Below are 24522 nucleotides of genomic sequence, written 5' to 3'. Positions count from 1 at the left end.
TACGTGTGGGAGCCGCGCTTGCCGGCTCCCACAGAGGTCGCACAAGATTTCGCTCGTACTCAGCCAGCAGCGCGCTGGCTGTTGAGCTGGGCATCCCCCGGCTGCCCCAGTACACAGGAGGTCCCGCCGGGGGTATACATCATCGCCACGCAGCGGTTGCACGCCGTGCAGATCGAGTTGCGGCTCGCGCCACTGGCCAGCTTGTTCACGTAATCCGGCTCGGCAATCAACACCCGCCCCATGGCCACCAGGTCGAAGCCCTCGGCCATCACCTGTTCGATGCTGGCCAGGCTCTTGGCCCCGCCCAGGTAGGCCAGCGGCATTTTCACCGCCGCCCGCACCTTGCGCGCGTGTTCGAGCAGGTACAGCTCGCGAAACTCCACCACCGGGTCCATGCGCCGTTGCAGCGCCATCGCCAGGGCAATCACCGGGTTCTTCTGCTGCACGCGGTTTTCCTTGGGAAACGACGAGCCGAACATGGTGGTGATCGACTCGGCGTTCATCCCGGCGCTCAGTACCAGCAGGTGGGCGCCCTCCTGCTCCAGCATGCGGGCGATCTGTGCACCGTCCTCGGCACTGTTACCGGCGCGCACGCCCTCGGTGATGCTGTACTTGCACACCACCGCCAGGTCCTGGCCCACGGCATCCAGCACCGCCCGCAGCACCCGGCGCGGAAAGCGCAGGCGGTTTTCCAGGCTGCCGCCGTACTGGTCGCGGCGCTTGTTGTACAGCGGCGAGATGAACTGGCTGAGCAGGTAGCCGTGGCCCATGTGGATTTCCACAGCGTCGAAACCGGCTTCGCGGGCTAGCCGTGCACCTTGGGCAAAGTCGCGCACTACCTGCTCCATGTCAGCTTCGTTCATCGCCTGCTTGAGGAACATGCCGCTCATCATGCCGATCTTGTTGAACCCGCCACTGGCCGACAGCGGCCTGGGCGTGGAGCGCTCGCGGATGAAGGTGAAACAGCCGCCATGGGTAATCTGCGCGCTGGCCTTGCCGCCTTCGCGATGCACCGCATCGGTCAGGGCCTTGAAGTGCGGCAGGCTGTCACGTTCCAGGATCAGCTGGTTGGGCAGCGTGCGGCCGTCGCGGCTGACCGCGCAGTAGGCCACGGTAGTCAACGCAACGCCGCCACTGGCCAGGCCCGCGTGCAGCTTGGCCAGTTGCCGGGACGGCACGCCCTGGGCGCTCATGCCCTCGTTGGTGGCGGCCTTGATGAAGCGGTTTTTCAGGGTAAGCGGGCCAATGTTGACCGGGCTGAACGGCGATCGATCGGGGTTCTGGTGCATGTCAGGCCTCGTTCTGGTTTTACTGGGCTCAGAAGGTGTATTTGGCGTTGAACGACAGGTAGTCGCGGTCCGCCAGCAGGCGGCCCTGGGCGACGTCCGGGGAGCTCAGGTAGGCCACGTAGGTCAGGCCGACCTGGAAGTTGCCCAGGTACTTGAAGTCGCCGCCGACGGTCAGGCGCTTCTCGGCACGGCCCAGGCCCTGGTAGGCGCTGCCGTCGACGTTCTGCTGCCAGACCACGCGGGTGGTCAGGTCCAGGCCGTCGGCAATCGACGGGTAGTCCATGTAGGCGCCTACGCCCAGCAGGGTCGAGCCACGGCTCTGGGTCTTGGACTGGAAGTCGTCGAAGCGGCCATCGACGCCTGCACCGCCCCCGGTGATGACCAGGGTGTCGACGCCCTCGATGTACTGGTGCACCACTTCACCCATGAAGGTGGTCTGCTGGGCCAGCCAGCTCGGGCCGAGGATGTACGAGGCGTTGAGGTTGCCTTGCCAGATCTGCCCGGTGGTCGGTGCGCCATTGTTCAGGTACACCGAGGCGCCGTTGCGGTAGCTCAGGTCACCGGCGTACTGCACAGAATCGCCGACCTTGGAGCTGAAGCTCACCCCGGTCAGCTCGACATCCTCGAAGTAGCCCAGGCGGTAGGCCGGCGCCGCGCCGGTGTTGGCGCGTGCGCTGATGCGCGAGTTCGACGAGTACTGGGTCTGCCCGGTGAAGTCGAAGTACAGCGAGCCGACCCGCTCGTGGTAGCGGTAGTGGAACAGCCCCAGCTCGGTGTTCTCGGTGACCCGGTAGCGCACGCCCATGCCCCACTGGCCGCCGTCACGCGGCTTGACCTCGCCGGCATAGTTGACGCCGGTGAAACGCTTGTCCGGCAGGCTGTCGATGACCCCGGTATTGAGCCGGAAGAATTCCGCGCCCGGGCCGAAGTAGTCGCTGCCAAAGTAGTCGCCCACCGGGTTGAGCTGAGTCTTCTCCCACTCGTACTGGTAGAAGCCGACCAGCGCCAGGTCTTCGTTCAACGACCACGAGGCCGACACCTGGCCCACCGGCAGGTAGGCGTCCTTGGCCTCGGTGCCCGGCACGTTGAACTTGGTCGCGTCCACCGGTGCCTGGCCTTGGCTGATGTTGGCCCAGAACAGGCTCTCGCCCCAGGCCACCAGGTGGCGACCGGCCTTGAGCGACAGGTACTGGATTTCGCCCAGCGTGTAATTGCCGTACACGTAGGCATCGAGCAGGCGCGCCTTGCTGCCGCTCAGGCGACGGGTATCTTCGACGAAGCCGTCGGGGCGGCCGACCTTGTTCACCGTCAGCGGTGAGTCGTTGGCGTTGCGCTCGTGGTAGACATCGTCGTAGAAGTGGCTGCCACGGACCACAGCGCCGACATTGTCATGGCGCAGGCGCAGTTCGCCGAACAGGCTGAGACGGTTGGTGATCAGCGAACCGCGCTTGAAGTTACGCGTGCCGTCGTCATTGTTGATGTCGTTGAGGTATTGGTTGGCCTGCTTGGCGGTACGCATCGACGCCGTGTAGTTGACCGTGAGCGACGAGTCCAAGGTGGTGTCCTCGCCCAGCTCCAGGGTCGGCCCGGCATTCGCACTTGCGCTGGCCAGGCCGATGGCCACGGCCAGCCAGCAGCGCCGGGCCAGGCCCGTATTCGCGGTAGACATGCTGTTCTCCTTTGTTGTTATTGTTTTTCTCCGTGGGCGGAACATTCAGGCCTGGGCCACGGCATGCCTGAGGTCGTTCTTGGCGACCTTGTTCGACGGGTTCAGCGGCAACGCCGTGAAAAACCGCACCTGGCGCGGCACCTTGTAGTTGGCCATGCGCTCGCGGCTCCAGCCGATCAGCGCCTGCTCATCGAGCTGTTGCCCCTCGCGCAGCACCACGCAGGCGCAACCCACCTCCCCCATGCGTGCATCGGCAATGCCGATCACCGCCACCTGGGCAATGGCCGGGTGGGCCAGCAGTGCCGCTTCGATTTCCGCCGGGTAGCAGTTGAAGCCGCCGACGATGTACATATCCTTTAGGCGGTCGGTGATGGCCAGGTTGCCTTGCGGGTCCAGGCGCCCGACATCGCCGGTGTGCAACCAGCCTTCGGCGTCGATCGCCTCAGCGGTGGCGTCCGGGTCCTGGAAGTAGCCCTGCATGACGTGGAAGCCGCGCAGGCAGATTTCCCCGGTTTCACCCTCGGCCACGGCCCGGTTGGCGGCATCGCGGATGCTCACTTCGGTGCCCGGCAACGGCCGCCCGCTGGTGCTGGCAATCACCTCGGCCGGCGCCTTTGGGTCGCACAGGGTGGCCAGGCCACCGCATTCGGTCAGGCCATAGGCGGTGGTCACCACGCTGAAGCCCAGCTCGCTGCGCATGCGTTCGATCAGGCTGGGCGGGATGCTCGCCGAGCCGGTCACGGCAACGCGCAGGCTGGACAAGTCGGTTTCAGCCAGGCGCGGGTGGGCCAGCAGCGACAAGTACAGGGTCGGCGCGCCGGGTAGCACGCTGATGCGCTCGCGGGCGATGCGCTGGAACACTGCCTCGGCATCGAACACCGCGTGCGGCAGAATGGTCGCCCCGGCGATCAGGCAGGTCAGCCAGCCGGCCTTGTAGCCAAAGGCATGGAAGAACGGGTTGACGATCAGGTAACGGTCGCCCGGCACCAGCCCCAGGACCCGCACATACTCGGCAAAAGCCCGCAGGTTCTGGCCATGGGCGCTCATCACGCCCTTGGGCTTGCCGGTGGTACCCGAGGTGAACAGCAGGTCGCAGATCGCCTCCGGCTGGATGCTCAGGGCGCGGCGCCTGGCTGTCAGCCGCTCGATGGTCGCGGCGCCGAGCAGAAAGCGCTCATGGCTCAGGTCCTGGGCGACGGCGGCCTGGTCGCAGGCGAAGATCACCTGGTGCTCCAGGGTCGCTGGGCGATGGGGTGCGAGCAGCGCCGGGTAGTCGACGTCGAGGAAGCGCTGTTGCACGAACAGCACCCGGCAGCCACTACGGGCCAGCACATCGGCGGCTTCGGCACCTTTCATGCGGGTGTTGACCGGTACCAGTACCGCGCCGGCGCAGTGGATGCCCAGCGCGGCAAGGATCCACTCGCGGCTGTTGGGCGCCCACAGGCCGACCCGGTCGCCCGGCTGGATGCCCAGCGCCATTAGCCCGCGGGTCACCTGCAACACCTGCTCTGGCAGGTCGGCGTAATCCAGGCATTCGCCATGCTCCTCGATGGCGACATGGCCGGCAAAGCGTTGCGCGCTGTCGAACAGAAGGCGGGCGATGGTGGCCGGCGCAGCGGCCGGCTCGTGGGTGGTAGCGGAGTTCGGGTTCATGCAAGGCTCACTCATCGGCATCACTCGGGAAAGCGGATACGCAGCACCGGGCTGGTGGGCACGGCCTGGCACGCCAGGATCCAGCCTTCGGCCAGCTCGTCGGCATCCAGGGCGTCGTTGTGCAGTAGCTCGACCGCGCCGCTCTCCAGGGTGCACATGCACGAGGCGCAACCGCCCACGCGGCAGGCGCTGGGCGGGTCGAGGCCGGCGCGCTGCATGGCATCGAGCAGGGTCTCGCCGCTGGCGCAGTCCAGGGCGTGGTCCTCGCCGTCCAGGCGCACCGCCAGCTTCGCGGCCATCGCCGCCTCGCTGTGGCTGGCCTGGGGCAGCTCGCCTTCGCCCGGCAGCGAAACGAAACGCTCCACCTGCACGCGGGCGCTGGGCATGCCGAGGCTGGCCAGGGCTTGTACGGCGGCATCCATGAACGGCCCCGGGCCACAGATGAACGCCTGGGCATCGACCATCGGCCGGGCCAGCTCGGCCAGTTGCGCCACGGCCGGCACGCCCTGCACCGAGTCCAGCCAGTGCACCACCTGCAGGCGCTGCGGGTGAACCGCCGCGAGAAAGCGCAACTCGTCGCGGAAGATCACCGACTGTTCGTCGCGGTTGGCATAGATCAGCAGGATGCGCCCCTGCCCGGCCAGCAACGCCGAGCGCAGGATCGACAGCACCGGCGTGACGCCGCTGCCGCCTCCAAACAGCAGCAGGTCGCCTTGCAGGTCGCGGGGCACAAACACCCCGGCCGGCGGCAGCACCTGCAGGGTCTGGCCTTCCTGCAGCTCTTCGCACAACCAGTTCGAGGCGCGCCCGTCACGCACCCGCTTCACGGTCACCCGCAGCGGCTCGTCGAGCAGCGGCGTGCTCGACAGCGAATAGCAGCGTGGCAGCCAGCCACCTTCATAAGGCACGCGCAGGGTCAGGAACTGGCCGGGTTTGTAGTGAAAACGCTCGGCCAGCGACGCGGGCACATCGAACACCAGCGACCGGGCATCGGCGGTTTCCTCGATCACCCGCGCCACACGCAAGGCAAGATAGTCATTCATGGTTCAGGTACTCGCTGTCACCTGGCTCAGACGAACGGGTCCGGGTTGGGCAGGCCCAGCTGCACCGCGCCGAAGCTGCGCCCGTAGGCCATGAAGTTGTTTGCGATGTGCCCGCGCGCCTGGTGCAGGTCGCGGAACAGCCGCGCCACCGGGTTGCTGTTGTAAAGGCCCGACGCTGCCATGCTGCGCAACAAGTCGCTGATGCGTTCGGCACAGATGTTGGTCACGTAGGAGGACTGGTAGCGGTACAGCAGGCGCGTTTCGGTGTCCGGGTACTCGCCGGCGCGGGCCAGTTGCATCAGGTGCTCGTAGTTGCGTTCGAGCACAAGCTTCAGGCTGTCGACGGTGATCACTGCCTCGGCCACCGCCGTTTGCGCGACCGGGTCATCGGCGGTGCGCGCACCGTGCTTGCCGATATGCCGGGCGGCGTTTTCGCGGAAGGTATCGATCGCCCCTTGCAGGGCGCCGATAGCCGAGGTCGAGACCGCACGGGAGAACACCTGGGCGAACGGGATCGCGTAGATCGGGTTGGTGTTCACCAGGCGCCCCGGGGTCGCCTCGATCTGCCAGTTGTTGGTGCGCTGCACGCGATGGGCCGGAACGAAGGCATCCTCCACCACGATGTCGTGGCTGCCGGTGCCGCGCAGGCCGAGCACATCCCAGTTGGGCTCGATGCGGTAGTCGGCGCGCGGCAGCAGAAAGGTGCCGTGCTCGCTGGCAAAGTCACCATCGGCCGGCAGGATGCCGCCAAGCAGCACCCACTGGCAGTGCTCGCTGCCACTGGAGAAACCCCACCGCCCACTGATGCGGTAGCCGCCCGGCACCACGCTGACCTTGGCTGCCGGCATGTAGGTCGAGGAAATCAACGCACCGTGGTCCTGCTCCCAGACCTCGCGCTGCGCCTCGACCGGGTAGCGCGCCACCTGCCACGGGTGCACGCCCATCACGCCATAGACCCAAGCGGTCGACATGCAGCCTTCACCAAGGGTCATCTGGATCTCGAAGAAGGTTCGCGGGTCCACTTCATAGCCGCCAAAGGCGCGCGGTTGCAGGGCGCGCAGCAGGCCGGCCGACTGCAGTTCGGCAATGGTCTGGTCGGGGATGCGCAGGTCGCGCTCGGCCTGCGCCGCACGTTCCTTGAGCTGCGGCACCATGCGCCGCGCCCGTTCGATCAGTTCGACTTCTTCCTGGGTCTTTTCTCGCAAGCTGTACATCACTGGTCTCTCCCGGTCTCGCTGCGCCACTGCGCGAGCTGGGATCGATCATCGGTGTGGCCAGGCAATCGATCATCGTCAAAGCGGACTAGTGCCGGCGCGCCCTGGGCGCTAGTCCGTTGAGACGATGCCGGTGGCCGCCGGCGTGACCATAGTCGGTGCCATCGACAGCCCTGATGAGGAGAGACCGTCATGAGCATCCTGCAGCGATTCCGCCTCGATGGCGGCGTGGCAATCGTCACCGGCAGCGGCCGGGGCATCGGCCGTGCCATTGCCCTGGCCTATGCCGAAGCCGGTGCCGATGTGGTGTGCGCTGCCCGTTCGTTGGACGATGTCCAGGCGGTGGCCGAGGAAGTGCGTGCGCTGGGCCGCAACGGCCTGGCCTTCGCCTGCGATGTCAACGACGCCGAGCAGCGCCAGGCGTTGGTGCGCCAGAGCCACGAGCACCTCGGGCGCATCACCCACCTGGTCAACAATGTCGGTGGCGGTGGCCCCAACGACCCGCTGGGCCTGAGCCCGGAGCAGTTCGACGAGATCCTGCGCTTCAACGTGTCCAGCGCCTACGCGTTCTGCCAGCTGTGCGTGCCTCTGATGCGCGACGCGGGTGGCGGCAACATCGTCAACATCAGCTCCGTGGCAGCGCGCTACTCCCAGCGCCACTTCAGCGCCTACGGCACGGCCAAGGCGGCGCTCAGCCACCTGACCCGCCTGCTGGCCCAGGACTTCGCGCCGCAGGTGCGGGTCAACGCGGTGGCGCCTGGCCCTACCCTCACCGCCGCGCTGAACAGCGTGATGCCGGCCGCCATGCGCCAGGCCATGGAGGCCAACACCCCGCTCAAGTGCCTGGGCAGCCCCGAAGACATCGCCGCCGCCGCACTGTACCTGGCCTCGCCGGCTTCGGCCTGGGTCACCGGCAAGATCATCGATGTCGACGGCGGTGCCGACTCCAGCGTCTGGGTTGGCTGACACACCGCTTCCTCAGCCGGCCTCCCCTTTGCTCGGGCCGGCTTTTTTTATTCCCGAAAGCAGCTGCCCCTTGAAACGCTGCCCCTTGAAATGAAATGAGAGCCCAGCCATGGATGCCCATCTGATCACCGCGCTCGGCGACGAGCTGTTCGCTGCCCTGCGTGGCCGCCATACCCTGCAACCGCTGACCAGCCGCTACCCTGACCTGACCCTCGACCAGGCCTACCGCATCTCGCTGGCCTTCCTGCAGCGCCGCGAGGCCTTGGGCGAGCGGGTGGTCGGCAAGAAGATCGGCGTGACCAGCCGCGCCGTGCAGGAAATGCTCGACGTGCACCAGCCGGATTTCGGCTTTCTCACCGACGCCATGCAGGTCGCGGACGGCGGCGATGTCAGCCTGGCCCGGCACCAGTTGATCCAGCCGCGTGCCGAAGGCGAGATCGCTTTCATCCTCGGCGAAGACCTGCACGGCCCCGGCATCTCCGCCGAGGACGTGCTCGCCGCGACCCAGTCGGTGATGCCGTGCTTCGAGATCGTCGACTCGCGCATCGACAACTGGCAGATCCGCATTCAGGACACTGTGGCCGACAACGCCTCGTGCGGCGTGTTCGCCCTCGGCACGCAACGCCTCGACCCGCGCACGCTGGACCTGGCCAAGGTGCAGATGCAGCTGCTGAAGAATGGCCAGCCGGCCGGCGGCGGCCTGGGTTCGGCGGTACAAGGCCACCCCTGCGCGGCGGTGGCCTGGCTTGCCAACACCCTGGGCGAACTGGGCATCCCGTTCCGCCGTGGCGAAATCATTCTTTCCGGCGCCCTGGCGCCACTGGTACCGGTGGCCGCCGGCGACCGTATCAGCCTGAGCATGAGCGGGTTGGGCCAGTCCAGCCTGCGCTTCGTGCCCTGACCTTTGCGTGGAGCGTTTAAAATGAAGAAAATCCGATGTGCGTTGATCGGGCCGGGCAACATCGGCACCGACCTGCTGTACAAACTCAAGCGCAGCGAGGTGCTGGAGCCGGTCTGGATGGTCGGCATCGATGCCAGCTCCGAAGGCCTTGCACGGGCCCGCGAGCTGGGCCTGAAAACCACCGCCGACGGCGTCGACGGCCTGTTGCCGCACGTGCTGGAAGACAACATCCAGATCGCCTTTGACGCCACCTCGGCCTACGTGCATGCGCAGAACAGCCAGAAGCTCAACGCGCTCGGCGTGCTGATGATCGACCTCACGCCGGCGGCCATCGGCCCCTACTGCGTGCCGCCGGTCAACCTCAAGGCCAATCTCGGGCTGGGGGTGATGAACGTCAACATGGTCACCTGCGGTGGCCAGGCGACCATCCCGCTGGTCGCGGCGGTGACCAGCGTGCAGCCGGTGGCATATGCCGAGATCATCGCCACCGCCGCGTCTAAATCGGTGGGCCCGGGTACGCGCAAGAACATCGACGAATTCACCCGCACCACCGCCAGTGCCGTGGAACAGGTCGGCGGCGCCCGTCAAGGCAAGGCGATCATCATCATCAACCCGGCCGAGCCGCCGCTGATCATGCGTGACACCGTGCACTGCCTGACCGACGACGAGCCGGACCAGCCAGCGATCCGCGCCGCGATCGAGGCCATGATCGAACAGGTGCAGCGCTACGTGCCGGGCTACCGGCTGGTCAACGGCCCGGTGTTCGACGGCAAGCGCGTATCGATCTTCATGGAGGTGGAGGGCCTGGGTGACTACCTGCCGCGCTATGCCGGCAACCTCGACATCATGACGGCGGCAGCGGCGCGTACCGCCGAGCTGTACGCCGAAGAAATCCTCAAGGGCGAGCTGACGCTGCGCCCTGCCCCCACTGCCCTGGCCTAAGGAGCCGACCATGGACCTCAACGGCAAACGCATTACCGTACATGACATGTGCCTGCGCGACGGCATGCACCCCAAGCGCCACCAGATCAGCCTCGATGAAATGCAGCGCATCGCCTGCGGCCTGGATGCCGCCGGCGTGCCGCTGATCGAAGTCACCCACGGCGATGGCCTGGGCGGCAGCTCGGTCAACTACGGCTTCCCAGCGCACAGTGACGAGGCCTACCTGTCGGCGGTGATTCCGCTGATGAAGCAGGCCAAGGTCTCGGCGTTGCTGCTGCCAGGCATCGGCACGGTCGAGCACCTGAAGATGGCCCACGGCCTGGGCGTGAGTACCTTGCGGGTGGCCACCCACTGTACCGAGGCCGATGTCAGCGAACAGCACATCGCCCACGCCCGCCACCTGGGCATGGACACCGTGGGCTTCCTGATGATGGCGCACATGAACAGCCCCGAAGGCCTGGCTACCCAGGGCAAGTTGATGGAAAGCTACGGCGCCAACTGTATCTACCTGACCGATTCGGCGGGCTACCTGCTGCCGCACCAGGTCAGCGAGCGGGTGGCGGCGATGCGTGCCGCGCTGCGCCCGGAGACCGAGATTGGCTTCCATGGCCATCACAACCTGTCGATGGGCGTGGCCAACTCGATTGCCGCGATCGCCGCGGGCGCCAACCGTATCGACGCGGCCTGCGCGGGGTTGGGTGCCGGTGCCGGCAACACGCCGATGGAGGTGCTGGTGGCGGTGTGCAAGCGCATGGGGATCGAGACCGGGGTGGATGTGTTCGCCATTCAGGACGTGGCCGAGGACCTGGTGGTACCGATCATGGACTTCCCCATCCGCAGTGACCGCGATGCACTGACCATGGGTTATGCCGGGGTGTATGGCTCGTTCCTGCTGTTTGCCAAGCGTGCAGAGCAGAAGTATGGCGTGTCGGCGCGAGAGATCCTGGTGGAAATGGGCCGGCGCGGGATGGTTGGCGGCCAGGAAGACATGATTGAAGATACGGCGATGACCCTGGCCAAGCGCCGAGCCTGAGGCTAAGCGGAGTATGGCACCGGCGAAGCCGGTGCCAGCCTCAGCGCCAATCGGCGACGATCCCGTGCTCCAGCGCCAAGGCCTGCGCCGCCACGGTCCGCCTTTGGTACTGCGGAGCCTGCGGGTCAGTGGCCAGCCACAACATCACCGCCGCCGGCACTTCGGGTGGAGCGCTACCTGCGCGCAGGGCAATCACCCCCTTCTCGCCGATGGTCACCTTCAGCGCCTCGGTGGTCACCACACCTGGGTTCAGGGTATAGGCACGAATCCCCTGCTCGCCCAGTTCGGTCGACAGAATGCCCGACAGCCGCGACACCGCCGCCTTGCCGGCGCCATAGGCATAACCCCAGCCGCCCTTGTCCGCCGCCACCGGTGGATCGCTCTCGCCGGCGCCTGAGGTGACGTTGATCACCACCCCTCCGCCCTGCCCGAGCATCCGCTGCACCACCGCCTGGGTCAACAGCAAGGGCGTGAGGATATAGCCCTTGAACATCCGTTCCAGGGTGTCCGGCTGCAGCGCCAGGAAAGTCGAGTTGAGGTCATTGCCCTGGTAGATGGCATTGTTCACCAGCACATCGATACGCCCGTATTCGGACAGCACGGCCGCACAGGCCTGCTCGGCCGTGGCACTGTCGAGCAGGTCCATCGGCACCACCAGGGCGCGTGCGCCCAGCGCCCGGATTGCCTCGGCAGTACCATTGAGGCTGCCGGACAGCGGTGCCCCCGCTGCATCGCGCAGGGCGTGCTGATGTTGCTCGCCCTCCTCCAGCGTGCGTGCGCTGATCGCCACATCGTAACCGGCACGGGCAAACGCCAGCGCCGCCGAACGGCCGATGCCACGGCTGGCACCGGTAATGAAGGCCACTTTGTTCATGGGTGATCCTTGTCAGAAACGCGGCGCACGCACCATCGCGTCCATACCGCCGTCGATGAATACCACGCTGCCATGGACGAACCGCGCCTGCTCGGACTGCAGGAACGTCACCAGCGCAGCGATCTCTTCCGGGCGCCCGGCACGCCCCAGCGGCGCGACGAACTCGCGCACCGCCTTGCCGAAACGCGCATCCTCCAGCGACGCCTGATGCAACGGGGTCTGCACCGCGCCGGGCGCCACCACGTTCAGGCGCATGCCACGCTGGCCCCAGCCCGATGCCAGGCTTCGTGCATGGTGGGTGATGGCATATTTGGAACAGGCGTAGGCCAGATGGGGCTGGCCAAGGTCATTGGCCAGGTCCAGCGCCCGTGTTTCGTCGCCTTCAAGCATGGCGCCGGTCATCGGCTGCTGCTCGGCGCCAGGCTGGGTGGCGGCCACCGAGCCGATCACCAGCGCAGCCGGGTTGCGACCGCGAGCCAGGGCACCTTGCAGGCCTTCGAGCAACTGGCTCACGCCAAAGTAGTTGACCGCCAGGATCAACCCGCAGGACGGCGCGGTCACGCCGACCCCGGCGCAACAGACCAGGCCGTCAAGCACCCCGCCGCTGCGTTCGAGCACCCCGGCAATCGCCGCCGCGCGCCCTTGCTCGGTAGAAAGGTCGGCCACCACCTCGGCATCGGCACGGTCGATACCGATGACTTCATTACCCGCCGCACGCAACGCCGCGGCGACGGCGGCACCAATACCCGAGGCACTGCCGCTGATAGCTGTAACAGACATGATCGATCTCCAGGATAGGTCGGTACAGTATCGGCAGAAGGCCAGCGCGCCAGCATCGTCCTTGCGGACTACGGCTGGCGCCCTGGATGCGCCTCAGGCGCGGCGCGCCACGGCCAGCTGCGGCAGCGGCACCTTGAGGCGCTCGGGTGCCTTCAGCGCTACCTTGGGCTTGCCAAGGGCGACCACGCTGTTGAGCAGGATGCGCACCAGCTCGGTCTGCCGACGCACCCCGGTCTTGGAGAAGATCGAGCGCAAGTGCGCCCGCGCGGTATTGCGGCGGATGTTCAGTTCCTCGGCAGCCTCCTCCAGCGACAGGCCGTTGGCCAGTTCCATGGCCAGCGCGGTTTCGGCGCGGGTCAGGTTGAAGAGTTGCTTGGTTACCACCTCGCTGGCCAGCGACTTGCTGGCCGCATCACGGATGTACACCAGCGCCGCCGGCTTGCCGCGTTCATCGGCCCAGTCCAGCGAGGGGATCGACTCGACCACAAGGCCCAGATTGACCAGGCCCGAGGGGCGGGTCACCGACATCGCTTCGGCGCCCTTGGGCGCATCCGGGGAAAATGCGGCGCGAATCAGCCGCTGCAGTTCGCGGTTGTCGCTGGGGTAGGTCGCCTCCAACCGCCCGCCCACCAGCTTCAGGCCGTCGGCGCTGGCGAGAATCTCCTGGGCCACCGGGTTGACCCGCAGCACGCTGCCGCTCTCGTCCAGCACCAGGGTGGCCACCGACAGGCGGCTGATGGCCTGGGAATAGAGCTCGCTGAGCGATTCGCTGCGGTCGAGCAGGTTGTGCACCTGCAGGGCCCGGCGCAGGTGCGGCAGGAACATCCCGCACAGGGCGCGCTCATCGGCAGAGAAGTTCGGTTCACGCCTGGATCGGGTGATGCGAAAGCGCAGCTTGCCGCCGTCGGGCGTGGAAATGTCGGCGCCCATCACGTGGTATACATCCTGCTGGCTGCAGAACATCTTGAAATAGGCGCTGCGCTCCCACTCGGCCGGGGTCATGACGTCGTCGACCGTGAACACATGGTCCGGTGGCTGGTTGGTGAAGGGCGTGTTGGTTTGCGGGTAGGTCATGTAGCTGACGTCCCCGGCACCTTCGATGTCGCCGGAAATGATCATCACGCCCATGTCCGGCTGGTCCGGCACACGCAGGATCAAGGTTGCGTAGTTGGCGGCATACAGAGTGCGGAAGCTGGTCAGCGCACGGGCCATCAGCTTGGGGTCGAGGGCGCCTTCATAGACTTCACCGACCAGGCGATCGAAGGTTGCCAGGTCGCAGCCGAGTCCGGCCAGCGCATCATGGGTCAAGACAGCTTTTTCCACAGTCTTCTCCTCGCTCGGGCAGGCATTGGCCTCCCCTTCTTATTTTTATTTGGCGATGTGGCCGCGGCACAGTCTCGCTGGCCGCCCTGGCGCCGACAATAGGGCGCCAGGGTTTATTTTTTATTACCGGATGTCTCCTGCGCTTTCGCCCACCAGCACCGGCCTGGTTGCCGCCTGCCGGGCGACCAACGGTCGCCCGCGGTTGAACCAGGCCGCCAGCGCGGGGAGGAGGAAGATCGCCCCCAGCACGTTGACCAGGAACATGAACGACAGCAGCACGCCCATGTCGGCCTGGAACTTCAACGGTGCGAACCCCCAGGTACACACGCCGATCGACATGGTCAGGGCGGTGAACACCGCCGCGGTGCCGCGCTGGCACATGGCCAGGTAGAACGCCTCGCGCAGGTCCGCGCCGGCGGCCATCTCATGCTGGATGCGCTCGTACAGGTAGATGCCATAGTCCACGCCGACCCCGACACCCAGGGCCATCACCGGCAAGGTGGCGACTTTGAGGCCGATACCGAGCATCGCCATCAGCGCGTTGCACAGGATGGCCACGATGGCCAGGGGCACGAGGATGCACAGCACTGCCCGCAGCGAGAAGAAGCTCAGCCAGCAGAACAGCGTTACCGAGCCGAACAGCGCCGCCAGCATGGTCACTTCTGCACGTTTGACCGCCTCGTTGGAGGCCGCCATGACCCCGACGTTGCCACCGGCCAGCAGGAAGTCGACCTTCGGCGTGCGCACATCGGCGATGATCCGCCGCGCTTCACCGATGGCGTGGCTGATCGTGGCGCCTTCGTGGTCGGCAAGAAACACCAGGATCTGCATCTGCTGGCAGCCTTCGGTGACCAGCCCGTCGTCCGGCATGTAGGCCCGCGCCCCCTGGCTCAGGCCGCGTGCCGAACCCGGGATGGCCGCCCAGCGCGGGTTGCCTTCGTTGTTGCCGGCGATCACCCGCTTGCCCATGCCGGCCACGCTCTGCACCGACTGCACGCCACTGACCGCACGCATGCGGAAGTCGAAGGCCTCGACCGCGCGCATCACTTCTGGCGACAGGCAGCCTTCCTCCACGCCCTTGACCTCGACGAACACGGACAGCACATCGAGGCCGATCGAGTAACTGCCGATGATCCGCGCATTGTCCTGGTTGTAGCGCGAGTCACCGCGCAGCTCTGGTGCCCCGGCGCCGATATCGCCCACTGCCAGCTCGCGAGCCTTCCAGACACCGCCCACCAGCAGGGCCAGGCTCACGGCGAACACCACCAGCGCCGGGCCCGGCTCGGCCAGCGCCGACAGCCGCCACCACAAACGATGGCGGCCGGCCTCGCTGGCCTGGGCCTTCTGCAGCGTGGCAGGCTCCAAGCGCAGCCAGGACAGGATGATCGGCAACATCAGCTTGTTGGTAATGATCATCAGCATCACCCCGATACAGGCGGTGACCCCCAGTTCATGCACGATGGGGATGTCGATCAGCATGATCACGGCAAACCCCAGGGCGTTCATCAGCAAGGCCAGCGAACCGGGGATGAAGATCTTGCAGAACGCCGATTGCGCCGCCTGCCGGGCACTGGCCCCTGCCACCACATCCTGCTTCCAGGCATTGGTCATCTGCACGGCATGGGACACGCCGATGGAGAAGATCAGGAACGGCACCAGGATCGACATCGGGTCGATGCCCAGCCCCAGCAGCGGCAACAGGCCCAGCAGCCACACCACCGGCAGCAGCGCCACCACCAGTGCGACCAAGGTCAGGCGCCAGGAACGGGCATACAGCCACAGCAGCAGCGCGGTGATGGCGAAGGCAATGACGAAAAAACCGATCACGGTGTTCAGGCCTTCGACCACATCGCCGACCAGCTTGGCAAAACCGACCACGCTGATTTCGATGTCGTCGCTGGCGTATTTCTGGCGCAAGGCCTCGAGCCGTCTGGCGACTTCGACATAGTCGACCGCCTTTCCGGTCCGCGGGTCGATGTCCTGCAGGTCGGCACGCACCATCGCCGACTTCAGGTCGTTGGCGATCAGCCGGCCGATCTGCCCGGAGGCTGCGGCGTTGCTGCGTACCTGGGCGAGGTCGACGGCGCTGCCACTGAAGCGTGGCGGCACCACCACATCGCCGTAGAAGCCTTCTTCGGTGATCTCGATGTAGCGCACGTTGGCAGTGAACAGCGAGGTGACGCTGGCCCGGTTGACCCCGGAAATGAAGAACACGTCATCGGTGACCTTGCGCAGGGTGTCGAGGAATTGCGCGTTGTACAGGTCGCCCTCGCCTTTCCAGCGCACGCTGACGAGCAAACGGTTGGCACCGGTGAAGTACTGGCTGAAACGCAGGAAATTGACCATGTAGTCATGTCGTACCGGGATCTGCTTGTTGAACCCCGGGTCCAGCTGGGTATGGGTTGCGCTGTAGCCCAGGCCCAGGGTCAACAGCACGAACAGCAACAGCAGGCCTTTGCGCCCGTTCATCAACGCCTGGGCCGTGGCCTCGACACAGCGCGCGGTTCGGGAGTCAGCTCTTTTCATGGTTTGCCTCTCATTCGGCCAGCGCGACTTCGGGGCGCATGGGGATAGTCGGCCGGGGGCGATCGGGAAACATCGTCCAAATGGCCTAAGGTTTGCCTCGATCGACCTGTCGCCTTCAGGCGCGGCGTAGGCATGCCCCACAGGTAAATTGCACGACTGGACGCCGAGATAATCCTGTGGGAGCGGCTTTAGCGGCGAACACCGGCAAAGCCGGTGCCATCCAGCGCCCGGCTTCAACGCTGGTACAGGATCACCAGGTCGTTGATCACCGACGGTCGCTCCTGGCCGACCACATGGGTATTGATCTCCAGGGTCAGCTGCGTGCCGCGCTGGTTCAGCTCGACCGCCTTGAGCCGGGCCCGGGCATGGATGCGCGAGCCGGCCGGCACCGGCGCGGGGAAGCGCAAGCGGTCGGAGCCGTAGTTGATCTGCGTGGTGAAGCCGGTGATCTCGAAGCCCAGCGCCAGCTTCAGCCGCGATTGCAGCACCTGTACCAGCGCGCCATGGGCGATGGTGCCGCCAAACGGGCTGTTGCGCCGGGCCCGCTCAGGGTCGGTGTGGATCCAGTAGTCATCACCAGAGAGTTCGGCAAAGGCATCGATCAGCGCCTGGTCCACCAGCAGGCTGTTGCTCCAGTCGCTGTACTGCTCGCTGACCAGCGCCTGCAGCGCGGCCTGGTCCTGGCAGTCGACCTTCAGGCGGTTGTCGGACGCCTCGACAGGCGCTACCGCCTCGACCACCGGCGGCGTTTCCAGCGCTGCGGTGTCCTGCTCAAGGCTGGTGAAGCGCAGCAGCCGGGTACCCTTGGCATCGACCTCGGCAAACACCGGTTGCAACGGCATGCCGACGCTGATCTGGCCTTCCTCCAGGCCCACCAGGGTGGTGTTGATCCGCACCCCTTCGGCCAACTCGACTACCGCCAGCTTCTGAGGCATTTCATCGATGAAGTCCGGCAGCGTCGGAATGCGCGTCAAGGTGTAGCTGTACAACGTCGCCTGGCCGCTCACTTCACGCCACGCCGGGTCCGGCGCCAGGCAGGCCGGGCAATGCCGACGCGGGTAGAACAGCCACTGGGCACAGGCGCCACACTGCTGGATCAGCAGGCGACGGGCCTTGAGCCCTTCCCAGAACGGCGCGGAGATCTCGGTCGCCACGGGCATCGGTTTGTTGTTAGACATGATCGTCATGCTCCCTGAAGAATCAATGCGCCCTGCTCGCTCATCACGCCGCCGGTACCGGAGACGTAGACGCTGTCGCAGCGCTGCAACTGGCGTTCACCCGCAGCCCCGGCGATCTGCGTGACCGCCTCGATGACTTGGGACATGCCGCCGGCCGAGCCGGCCTGGCCAAAGCTGAGCTGGCCACCATGGGTGTTCATGGGGAAGTCGCCACGCCAGGTCAGGTCGTGCTCGCGGACGAACGCCATGCCCTCGCCCTTGCCGCAGAAACCGGCGTCTTCAAGGGTCAGCAAGGCGGTGATTGTGTAGCAGTCGTAGATCTGCGCGGCATCGACGTCTGCCGGTTTCAGCCCGGCCATGGCGAAGGCACGGCGAGAGGCCGGGCCGATCGGCGTGTGCACCATGTCCTCGGCGTAGGTTGGCGACTTGAAGGCCAGGTGCTCGCCAAAGCCTGTGATGAACGCCGGGCGTTTGCGAGCCCGCGCCGCCAGTTCCTTGTTGGTGATGATCAGCGCCGCGCCGCCGGCCACCGGCATGACGATCTCCAGCACGTGCAGCGGGTCGGCGACCATGCGGCTGGCCAGTACCTGCTCCACGGTCAGCGGCTGGCCATGGAACATCGCCTGCGGGTTGGCCTGGGCGTTGGTACGCTGGTCCACGGCGATTTTCGCCAGGGCCCGTGGGTCGTAGCCGAACTGGGCGGCGTAGCGCTGGGCGATCATCGCGTAGCCCGTGTTCTGGCCCATGTGCCCGTAAGGCAGGTCGAACTCCGCCTCCGGCGCACCGAATGCCGTGCTGTGCCCGCCAAAGCGCATGGCACGCGCCATCCAGCCGGGGTCTTCATCCGGCCCCAAGGGTGCCATCCGCGCCGGCAGCACGCACAACACCGCCTGGCACAAGCCCAGTTCGATGGCGGCAGCGGCGCGCCAGACCATGCCGACCGAGGTGCATCCGCCCAGGTCGACCACTTCGGCGAAGTTGAGCCGCAGGCCCAGGTATTCGGCGGCCATGGCCGGGACGAACACCGAGGCTTCGTGGAACTGCGGTCCGTTGATCACCAGGCCATCGAGGTCCGAGGCCTGAAGGCCGGCATCGCGCAAGGCCTGGGCAGCCAGGTCGGCGACCTGTTCGAGGTGGAACATCTTCGGTGCCGTGGCGTACTTTTCCGGCTTGTACTGTGCGGTACCGACTATTGCTGCATGGCCTTTGAGCCCCATGGTGCCTCCATGCCGGTGCCCGCGGGCACCAGCGTTGTCAGGTGATCGGTCAGAAGGTGTATTTCAACGAGAAGGTGGCGTAGTCACGGTCGGCATAGGGCCGTTTGATCGGGTCGGGCGAGCCGAGGTATCCGACATAGGTCAGCGCAGCTTCCAGGTTGCCCAGGTATTTGAAGGTCGTGCCCACGCTGATCCGCCGGTCACCCTGCACCCCGGAAATGCTCCCGGCCATCGGCGTGGAGCCGCTGAACACATTGGAGAAGCGCACCGGCACCTCAAGGTCCCAGCCCTGGAACACTCCCGGGTAACTGAACGATGCGCCAACCGTGTAGGCACTGGCATCCCGCGAGCGCCAACCGGTCGCGGTCTTGTAGGTGTAGTTGTCGGACGGCGTGACCAGGGGTGCCAGGCTCGGCAGCAGCGCCACGCCCTGCAGGTTGCCGGCCGCAGAGGTGGCGTCGACACTGTCGACCTTGACATGGATGATCTCGCCGGTGAGGGTGGTCTGGCTGGCCCATGGCCGGTCGCCCAGCACGCGCATGGCCGACAGCTGGAACTGCTGGCCCTTGCCACGCGCCGGGGTCGGCCCGAGGCCGGTGTTGACCATCACTGGCGCACCATCGCGGTACGACCATTCAGCGCCGATCTGAGTCTCGCCCAGCTTGGTCGAGGCGCTGATGCCGGTGAGTCTGATGTCTTCGAAGTACTTCACCCGGTAGCCGTTGGCGGCGAAGGCAAACAGGCCGCCACCCACCGGCACCGGGCTGTAGCCAACCAGCGCGGTGGCCGGGTTCTTGTCGTGGTAGTTGACGTGGAACAGCGACAGCTCCAGCGCCGACACCGGCCGGTAGCGCAGTTGCACGCCCCACTGGCCGCTGTCGCGGGGCTCGTCGGTGCCGCGGTAAGGCACGTTGCCGGTCGGCGTGATCAAAAACTCTCGGCCTGGGCCGATCACGTCGGTGCCCGACAGGTAGCTGCCCACCGGGGCCAGCTCGGTGCCCTTCCACTCGTACTGCATGTAGGCGCCGAAGGTGAATTGTGGGTTAAAGCGGTACGAAGCCGACACCTGGCCCACCGGCAGCAGCACTTCCTTGACCTCGACACCGGGTTGCGCGGCCTTGACCGCATCCGAGGGGTTCTGCACGCCGTTGACCCCGGGGTAGTACAGGCTCTCGCCCCAGGATTCGATATGGCGGCCGGCCTTGACGTCGAGCATCGAGTCGTTGTCGAACCGCCAGCCACCGAACACGTAGGCATCCAGCAGGCGGGTACGGCCACCGCTGTAGTACTTGGCATCGCTGGTGAATTCGTCGTTGTCACCGTCCTTGTTGACGGTGGCCGGCGAGTTGTTGTCGTTCTTGCGGTGGTAGACGTCGTCGTAGAAGGTACTGGCGCGTACCACGGCGCCGTAGTTGTCCATGCGCATGATCATCTCGCCCAGTGCGCCCAGGCGGTTGGTGGTCAGGCTGCCCTGGTTGAAGTTGCGGTCACCGTCGTCGGCGTTGACCCCCATCAGGCGGTCGCTGGGTTTGGCCAGGCGCACGCCGATGCCGTAGCTGGTGGTCACCGACCAGTCGATGGTGGCGCCATTGTCGAACTCGATGGTCTCCCCCGCCCAGGCCGACGCCGATGCCAGGGCAATCGCCGCCGTCAGGCCGGCCAGCGGCAAGCCGCGGCTGGCAAGGCCAGTATCGTTATTGTTGTTCTTGTCGATCACACGGACTCTCCTGAAGGGCAACCGGCTGGCTGCCTGGAATGGTCAACGTTGCCGTCGGGCCGGACGCAGGTTGCCCCGGCGCGCCACGGCGGTAGCGGTAGTGCGCCTGGTGCAGCTCGCGCACCAGCAGCCCTTCGGTCATGAGGTAGTTGGCATGGGCCAACGTTTCGCCAAGCGCCATCAGTTCGTCGAAACGACCTGACAGCCTGGGGAACAGCGCGGCCATCAGTTCGAGCGCGCTGCGCGGCTCGTCACAGCTGACCAGCAGGCGCGACAACTGGGCCTGGTGATGCGTCTGCAACTGGTCCAGGCGCGCATGCAGGTTGTAGAACGGCCGCTCGTGAGCCGGCAGCACCAGCACGCTGTCGGGCAGCGTGCGCAGGTGTTCGAGCGAGGCCAGCCAGTCACGCAGCGGGTCGGCCTCGGGTTCGGTGGCATGCACGCCCACCGTCGGCGTGATGCGTGGCAGCACCTGGTCGCCGGCAATAAGCACACTGCCGTCCTCGGCAAACAGGCACGCGTGCTCGGGGGAATGGCCACGCCCCACCACCACGCGCCACTGGCGGTTGCCGATGGGCAGGCGATCGCCGTCCCGCAGGCGCCGGTAGCTGTTGAAATGCAGGGGGCGGAAGTGGCCGCTCTGAATCAGCCGGTATAGCTCGTCGATCTGCGCGTCATTGAAGCCCGCCTTGGCATGGAAATCGTGGAAATCCCAACCCGGTGACTGCCCCGCGGGCACCGTCACGTACAGCGAGCGGTACTCACTGGCCGTCATGTAGATCGGACAGCGGTAGCGTTCGGCGAGCCAGGCGGCGACGCCGGCATGGTCGGAATGGTAGTGGGTACAGATCACCGCCAGCACCGGCTGCCCGGCGAACAGCCCGGCAATCACCTGCTCCCAGGCTTTACGGGTCTGTTCGGTGTTCATGCCGGTGTCCACCACGACCCAGCCGTCGCCATGGCGCAGCAGGTACAGGTTGATGTGGTCGAGGCGGTACGGCAGCGGCATGCGCAGCCACCACACGCCATCCAGCACCTCGCGCCACTCGCCACTGCCCTGTGCTTGCGCCCAGGGGTAGCGCAGGCCGTCCACCCGTGCGGGTTCGTTACCGGTGCGCTCAGCCATGCCGACCACCGATGAAGGGAGGCAGGCCGACCTGGGCCAGCACCTGCAAAGAATAGGGCTGATAGGTGGCGCTGGCTTCATCGCGGATGAACAGCGGATCGGTGCAAGCTTGCGGGCAGTAGCCCTGGCGCTGCAAATCGACCTTGCGCAGCTTGAAGGTACTGGTCAGGTCGGCTGCCGCACTCACCCGCACGAACAGCGGCGCGGCATAGCGCGGCAGGCGTGCCTCGGTCAGTTGGTAGAACGCCTGCGGGTCGAATTCCGCCCCTGGCTGCATCAGCACCGCTGCCATGCCCGCCCTGCCCTCGTGCTCCGGCACCTGCACGCCGTACACGTTGATCAGCTCAAGGCCCGGCAGGTCGCTGAGAGCGTCAGCCACTTCCTGGGTGGAAACGTTTTCGCTTTTCCAGCGGAAGGTGTCGCCAATGCGGTCGACGAAGTAGCAATAGCCATCGGCATCCTGGCGCAGCAGGTCGCCCGAGCTCCACCAGGCATCGCCCGTTTGCAGGACGTCGCGGCGGATCTTGCTTTCGGTGGCCGCCGCGCAGGTATAGCCCTCGAAGCGGCCACCGCCGATGTCGGGATGGTCGACGATAAAGCCCATGGCCTCGCCCACTTCACCGACTTCGCACAGCTGGTAGAAGCCGTTCGCGTCACGCGGGTGGCAGTCGTTTTCCACGTCGTAGCGCACCAGGCGCAGGTTGGTACGGTTCCAGTCCGGCACCCGGCCGCAGGACCCGCGATAGTTGTCGACGTTGATCAGGTTGGTGTTTGCTTCAGTGGCACCCCAGCCCTCGAACACCTGGATCGGGCCGAACCGGTCGATCCAGCGTTGCCAGGCCTCTGCCGACAGGCCGGCGCCGAGCATGCAGCGCAGGCTGTGCTCGCGTTCCCCGGCCTGGACCGGGCGGTTGAGCAGGTAGCGGCAGATTTCGCCGATGTACTGGAACACGCTGATGCGATGGCGCCTCACGTCGTTCCAGAACTCGCGCACGCTGAACTTGCGCCGTACCACGATGCTGGCACCCACGCGCAGGGCTGTGGAGGTGACCGAGGTGGCGGCCGCGCCGTGGTACAGCGGCAAGCAGCAATAGAAGACATCGGCGCGAGTGGCCTGCAAGGTGACTTCCATCACATCGCCGGACGACATCCAGCGCATGTGGCTGTAACGCGCGGCCTTTGGCAAGCCGGTGGTACCCGAGGTGAAAATCAGCAGGGTCGGCGCCTGGGCCTCGATCTGCGCACGCAGCTCCCGCGGGAAGCGACTTCGCGGCGCGGCGGCGAGGTTCTGGGCGAACGTGGTGTCGATACCGGCCGGTAGCTCACCCGACCATGGCTGTTCGGCGTCGTTGACCAGCCACATCGGCAGCTGCGGCAAACCTTCGGTCGCCTGCAGGTTGCCCAGGCACTCCTCACCGACCAGCAAGGCCTTGGCGCTGGTTGTTTGCAATGCATGCACCAAGGGTTTGCCGGCCACCTGGGTGTTGATGAATGCCACCACCACACCGAGCTTGACCAGGCCGAACCAGCAGGCGAAGAACGCCGGGCGGTTTTCCATCGCCAGGGCGCAGACGTCACCGGGGCGCAGCCCGCGCGCCTGGCAGGCATGGGCCACCTGGTCGGCAAGGCGGTCGACTTCGGCGTAGCTGAGCACCTGCTCGCCATCGATGAGGAACGGGCGTTCGCCTTGTCGATCAGCCTGCGCTTCCAGGCGGTCGGCCAAGGTGTAAAGGTCACGTGGCTTGATCTGCGCGCTGGCAGCGCTGCGCAGGTCCAGCAGGGCCTGGGTCTGTTCGCGGCTGACCGGCCGTTGCGCTGGCGCATGCAGGGGTTGAGGCAAGTTCATTGCGCCACCTCTGCCCTGGCCTGCCAGCTGGGGTAGTCGCTGTAGCCGCGTGCCCCTGGGGTGTACAGGGTCTTGCGGTCGAAGCCAGCCAGGGGCCGCCCGTGGCGCAGGCGCTCGACCAGGTCCGGGTTGCCGATGAAGTGCCGGCCGAAGGACACTGCGGCGCCCTCGCCGGCCGCCAACGCAGCCTGCGCCGAGTCACCGTCGAAACCATCGTTGAGGATCAGCGCCAGGGGGCTGCTGCTGCGCGCCACGGCGAACGCATCGAGCCCTGGTACCGGCGAGCGCATGACATGCAGATAGGCCAGGTTCAATGGCGCCACCGCCGCACACAGCGCCGCGCAGGTGATGGCCGGCTCGTGGTCGTCGATGTCGTTGTAGGGGTTGCCGGGGCACAGGCGCAGGCCGACCCTGCCCGCGCCAATGGCGCCCGCCATGGCCGCCAGCACCTCTTCGGCGAAGCGCACCCGGTTGCGGGCGTTGCCACCGTAGGCGTCGCTACGCTGGTTGCTGCCGGCAGCCATGAACTGCATGGGCAGGTAACCGCTGGTGCAGTGCAGCTCGACGCCATCGAAACCCGCCTCGCGAGCATTCAGCGCGGCCCGACGATAGTCGTCGATCACCCCGGCGATACCCTCAAGGGTCAGCGCCTCGGGCAACTCGGTGTCGACCATGCCGGCGGTGTCGCTGAACACTTGGGTGCGGGCACGGATCGCCGAGGGTGCCACCGTGGCAGCACCGAGCGGCTTGTTGTGGTGGCTGGCAGCACGCCCCACGTGCATCAATTGCAGCACGATGCGCCCCCCTTCGCCATGCACGGCGCGGGTCACCTGGCGCCAGCCGGCTACCTGTTCGGCGCTGTAGATGGCTGGGGTACGGCAGTAGCCCAGGCCGCTGGCCGAAGGTGCGGTGCCCTCGGCCACGATCAGCCCGGCGCTGGCCCGCTGACGGTAGTAGGCGACCATTTCGCTGCCTGGCACACCTTGGCGGTCGGCACGGCTGCGGGTCATCGGGGCCATGACGATGCGGTTGGCCAACTGCAGGTCACCCAGCCGCACAGGCTCGAACAAGATGCTCATTTCAGCTCCTTCATTCTTTTTGTTGCCGGTGCGCAAGGGGCGCGCGACACCGGAGATGGGCTGAATGATTCACCGTGGCCAGGTGCGAAACATCGTCCGTCGAGACTAGTCCTTAAGTGCTCGCTGCAAGGCTGGCCAAGGCCTTG

General features: G+C 66.3%; 19 protein-coding genes. 4 read left to right on the top strand and 15 right to left on the bottom strand.

Features of this window, described 5'->3' with window-relative positions; genetic code table 11:
- Positions 1 to 59 precede the first annotated feature (59 nt).
- From IRZ77_RS02305 to IRZ77_RS02285, 5 genes are read right to left on the bottom strand one after another with little or no spacing between them, the layout of a single operon-like run.
- Entirely contained in the window at positions 60 to 1289 is a 1230-nt protein-coding gene (locus tag IRZ77_RS02305) for an NADH:flavin oxidoreductase (protein WP_196172796.1), read from the bottom strand.
- A 28-nt stretch (positions 1290 to 1317) separates the two neighbouring features.
- Positions 1318 to 2958 (bottom strand): DUF1302 domain-containing protein, encoded by a 1641-nt coding sequence (locus tag IRZ77_RS02300; RefSeq protein ID WP_153670886.1) that lies wholly within the window; start codon positions 2956 to 2958, stop codon positions 1318 to 1320.
- 45 nt (positions 2959 to 3003) lie between these two features.
- Complete coding sequence (locus IRZ77_RS02295) at positions 3004 to 4611, bottom strand: FadD3 family acyl-CoA ligase (RefSeq protein WP_196172794.1); 1608 nt, start codon at positions 4609 to 4611, stop codon at positions 3004 to 3006.
- A 20-nt stretch (positions 4612 to 4631) separates the two neighbouring features.
- Positions 4632 to 5654, bottom strand: a complete 1023-nt coding sequence (locus IRZ77_RS02290) for a ferredoxin--NADP reductase (protein ID WP_108481193.1) — start codon at positions 5652 to 5654, stop codon at positions 4632 to 4634.
- A gap of 26 nt (positions 5655 to 5680) precedes the next feature.
- The gene (locus tag IRZ77_RS02285; protein ID WP_196172792.1) at positions 5681 to 6868 is read right to left on the bottom strand and encodes an acyl-CoA dehydrogenase family protein; all 1188 of its coding nucleotides are present in this window, start codon (positions 6866 to 6868) and stop codon (positions 5681 to 5683) included.
- Between the two features lie 192 nt (positions 6869 to 7060).
- On the opposite strand from IRZ77_RS02285, the gene IRZ77_RS02280 reads away from it, so the two are divergent.
- The 4 genes from IRZ77_RS02280 (at position 7061) to dmpG (ending at position 10710) form a co-directional block, all read left to right on the top strand.
- Complete coding sequence (locus tag IRZ77_RS02280; RefSeq protein ID WP_085677279.1) at positions 7061 to 7834, top strand: glucose 1-dehydrogenase; 774 nt, start codon at positions 7061 to 7063, stop codon at positions 7832 to 7834.
- A gap of 109 nt (positions 7835 to 7943) precedes the next feature.
- Positions 7944 to 8735 carry a fumarylacetoacetate hydrolase family protein gene (locus tag IRZ77_RS02275; RefSeq protein WP_108481195.1) on the top strand — a complete coding sequence of 264 codons (792 nt, stop codon included), beginning with the start codon at positions 7944 to 7946 and terminating at the stop codon, positions 8733 to 8735.
- Between the two features lie 21 nt (positions 8736 to 8756).
- A complete protein-coding gene (locus IRZ77_RS02270) occupies positions 8757 to 9677 on the top strand; it encodes an acetaldehyde dehydrogenase (acetylating) (RefSeq protein WP_108481196.1) in 921 nt (306 codons plus the stop codon).
- Between the two features lie 10 nt (positions 9678 to 9687).
- On the top strand, positions 9688 to 10710 hold the full coding sequence (gene dmpG / locus IRZ77_RS02265) for a 4-hydroxy-2-oxovalerate aldolase (protein ID WP_108481197.1): 1023 nt from the start codon (positions 9688 to 9690) through the stop codon (positions 10708 to 10710).
- 40 nt (positions 10711 to 10750) lie between these two features.
- On the opposite strand, the gene IRZ77_RS02260 is transcribed toward dmpG, so the two are convergent.
- The 10 genes from IRZ77_RS02260 to IRZ77_RS02215 all read right to left on the bottom strand — a co-directional run bounded on the left by IRZ77_RS02260 (position 10751) and on the right by IRZ77_RS02215 (position 24376).
- The gene (locus tag IRZ77_RS02260) at positions 10751 to 11584 is read right to left on the bottom strand and encodes an SDR family NAD(P)-dependent oxidoreductase (protein WP_108481198.1); all 834 of its coding nucleotides are present in this window, start codon (positions 11582 to 11584) and stop codon (positions 10751 to 10753) included.
- A 12-nt stretch (positions 11585 to 11596) separates the two neighbouring features.
- Positions 11597 to 12364 (bottom strand): SDR family oxidoreductase, encoded by a 768-nt coding sequence (locus IRZ77_RS02255; RefSeq protein ID WP_108481199.1) that lies wholly within the window; start codon positions 12362 to 12364, stop codon positions 11597 to 11599.
- Positions 12365 to 12457: 93 nt separating this feature from the next.
- Positions 12458 to 13687 (bottom strand): helix-turn-helix transcriptional regulator, encoded by a 1230-nt coding sequence (locus tag IRZ77_RS02250; RefSeq protein ID WP_108481200.1) that lies wholly within the window; start codon positions 13685 to 13687, stop codon positions 12458 to 12460.
- A gap of 123 nt (positions 13688 to 13810) precedes the next feature.
- On the bottom strand, positions 13811 to 16213 hold the full coding sequence (locus tag IRZ77_RS02245; protein ID WP_196172790.1) for an efflux RND transporter permease subunit: 2403 nt from the start codon (positions 16211 to 16213) through the stop codon (positions 13811 to 13813).
- Positions 16214 to 16446: 233 nt separating this feature from the next.
- Positions 16447 to 17391, bottom strand: coding sequence for a bifunctional OB-fold nucleic acid binding domain-containing protein/MaoC family dehydratase (locus tag IRZ77_RS02240; protein ID WP_108481207.1), 945 nt, complete (start codon positions 17389 to 17391; stop codon positions 16447 to 16449).
- A 5-nt stretch (positions 17392 to 17396) separates the two neighbouring features.
- Positions 17397 to 18608 carry a thiolase family protein gene (locus IRZ77_RS02235; RefSeq protein ID WP_108481202.1) on the bottom strand — a complete coding sequence of 404 codons (1212 nt, stop codon included), beginning with the start codon at positions 18606 to 18608 and terminating at the stop codon, positions 17397 to 17399.
- Between the two features lie 49 nt (positions 18609 to 18657).
- Positions 18658 to 20325 carry a DUF1302 domain-containing protein gene (locus IRZ77_RS02230; RefSeq protein WP_108481203.1) on the bottom strand — a complete coding sequence of 556 codons (1668 nt, stop codon included), beginning with the start codon at positions 20323 to 20325 and terminating at the stop codon, positions 18658 to 18660.
- On the bottom strand, positions 20303 to 21451 hold the full coding sequence (locus IRZ77_RS02225; RefSeq protein WP_108481208.1) for an MBL fold metallo-hydrolase: 1149 nt from the start codon (positions 21449 to 21451) through the stop codon (positions 20303 to 20305). Before IRZ77_RS02225 ends, IRZ77_RS02230 begins: the two co-directional genes overlap by 23 nt.
- On the bottom strand, positions 21444 to 23297 hold the full coding sequence (locus tag IRZ77_RS02220) for a long-chain-acyl-CoA synthetase (protein ID WP_108481204.1): 1854 nt from the start codon (positions 23295 to 23297) through the stop codon (positions 21444 to 21446). The genes IRZ77_RS02225 and IRZ77_RS02220 overlap by 8 nt, the downstream gene beginning before the upstream one ends.
- Positions 23294 to 24376 (bottom strand): alkene reductase, encoded by a 1083-nt coding sequence (locus tag IRZ77_RS02215; RefSeq protein WP_153670882.1) that lies wholly within the window; start codon positions 24374 to 24376, stop codon positions 23294 to 23296. Before IRZ77_RS02215 ends, IRZ77_RS02220 begins: the two co-directional genes overlap by 4 nt.
- Positions 24377 to 24522: the final 146 nt, after the last annotated feature.

Origin of the sequence: Pseudomonas pudica (assembly GCF_015680405.1) — a bacterium.
In the GTDB taxonomy this organism is placed as follows: domain Bacteria; phylum Pseudomonadota; class Gammaproteobacteria; order Pseudomonadales; family Pseudomonadaceae; genus Aquipseudomonas; species Aquipseudomonas pudica.
This window is presented reverse-complemented; position numbering and strand designations above follow the sequence as displayed.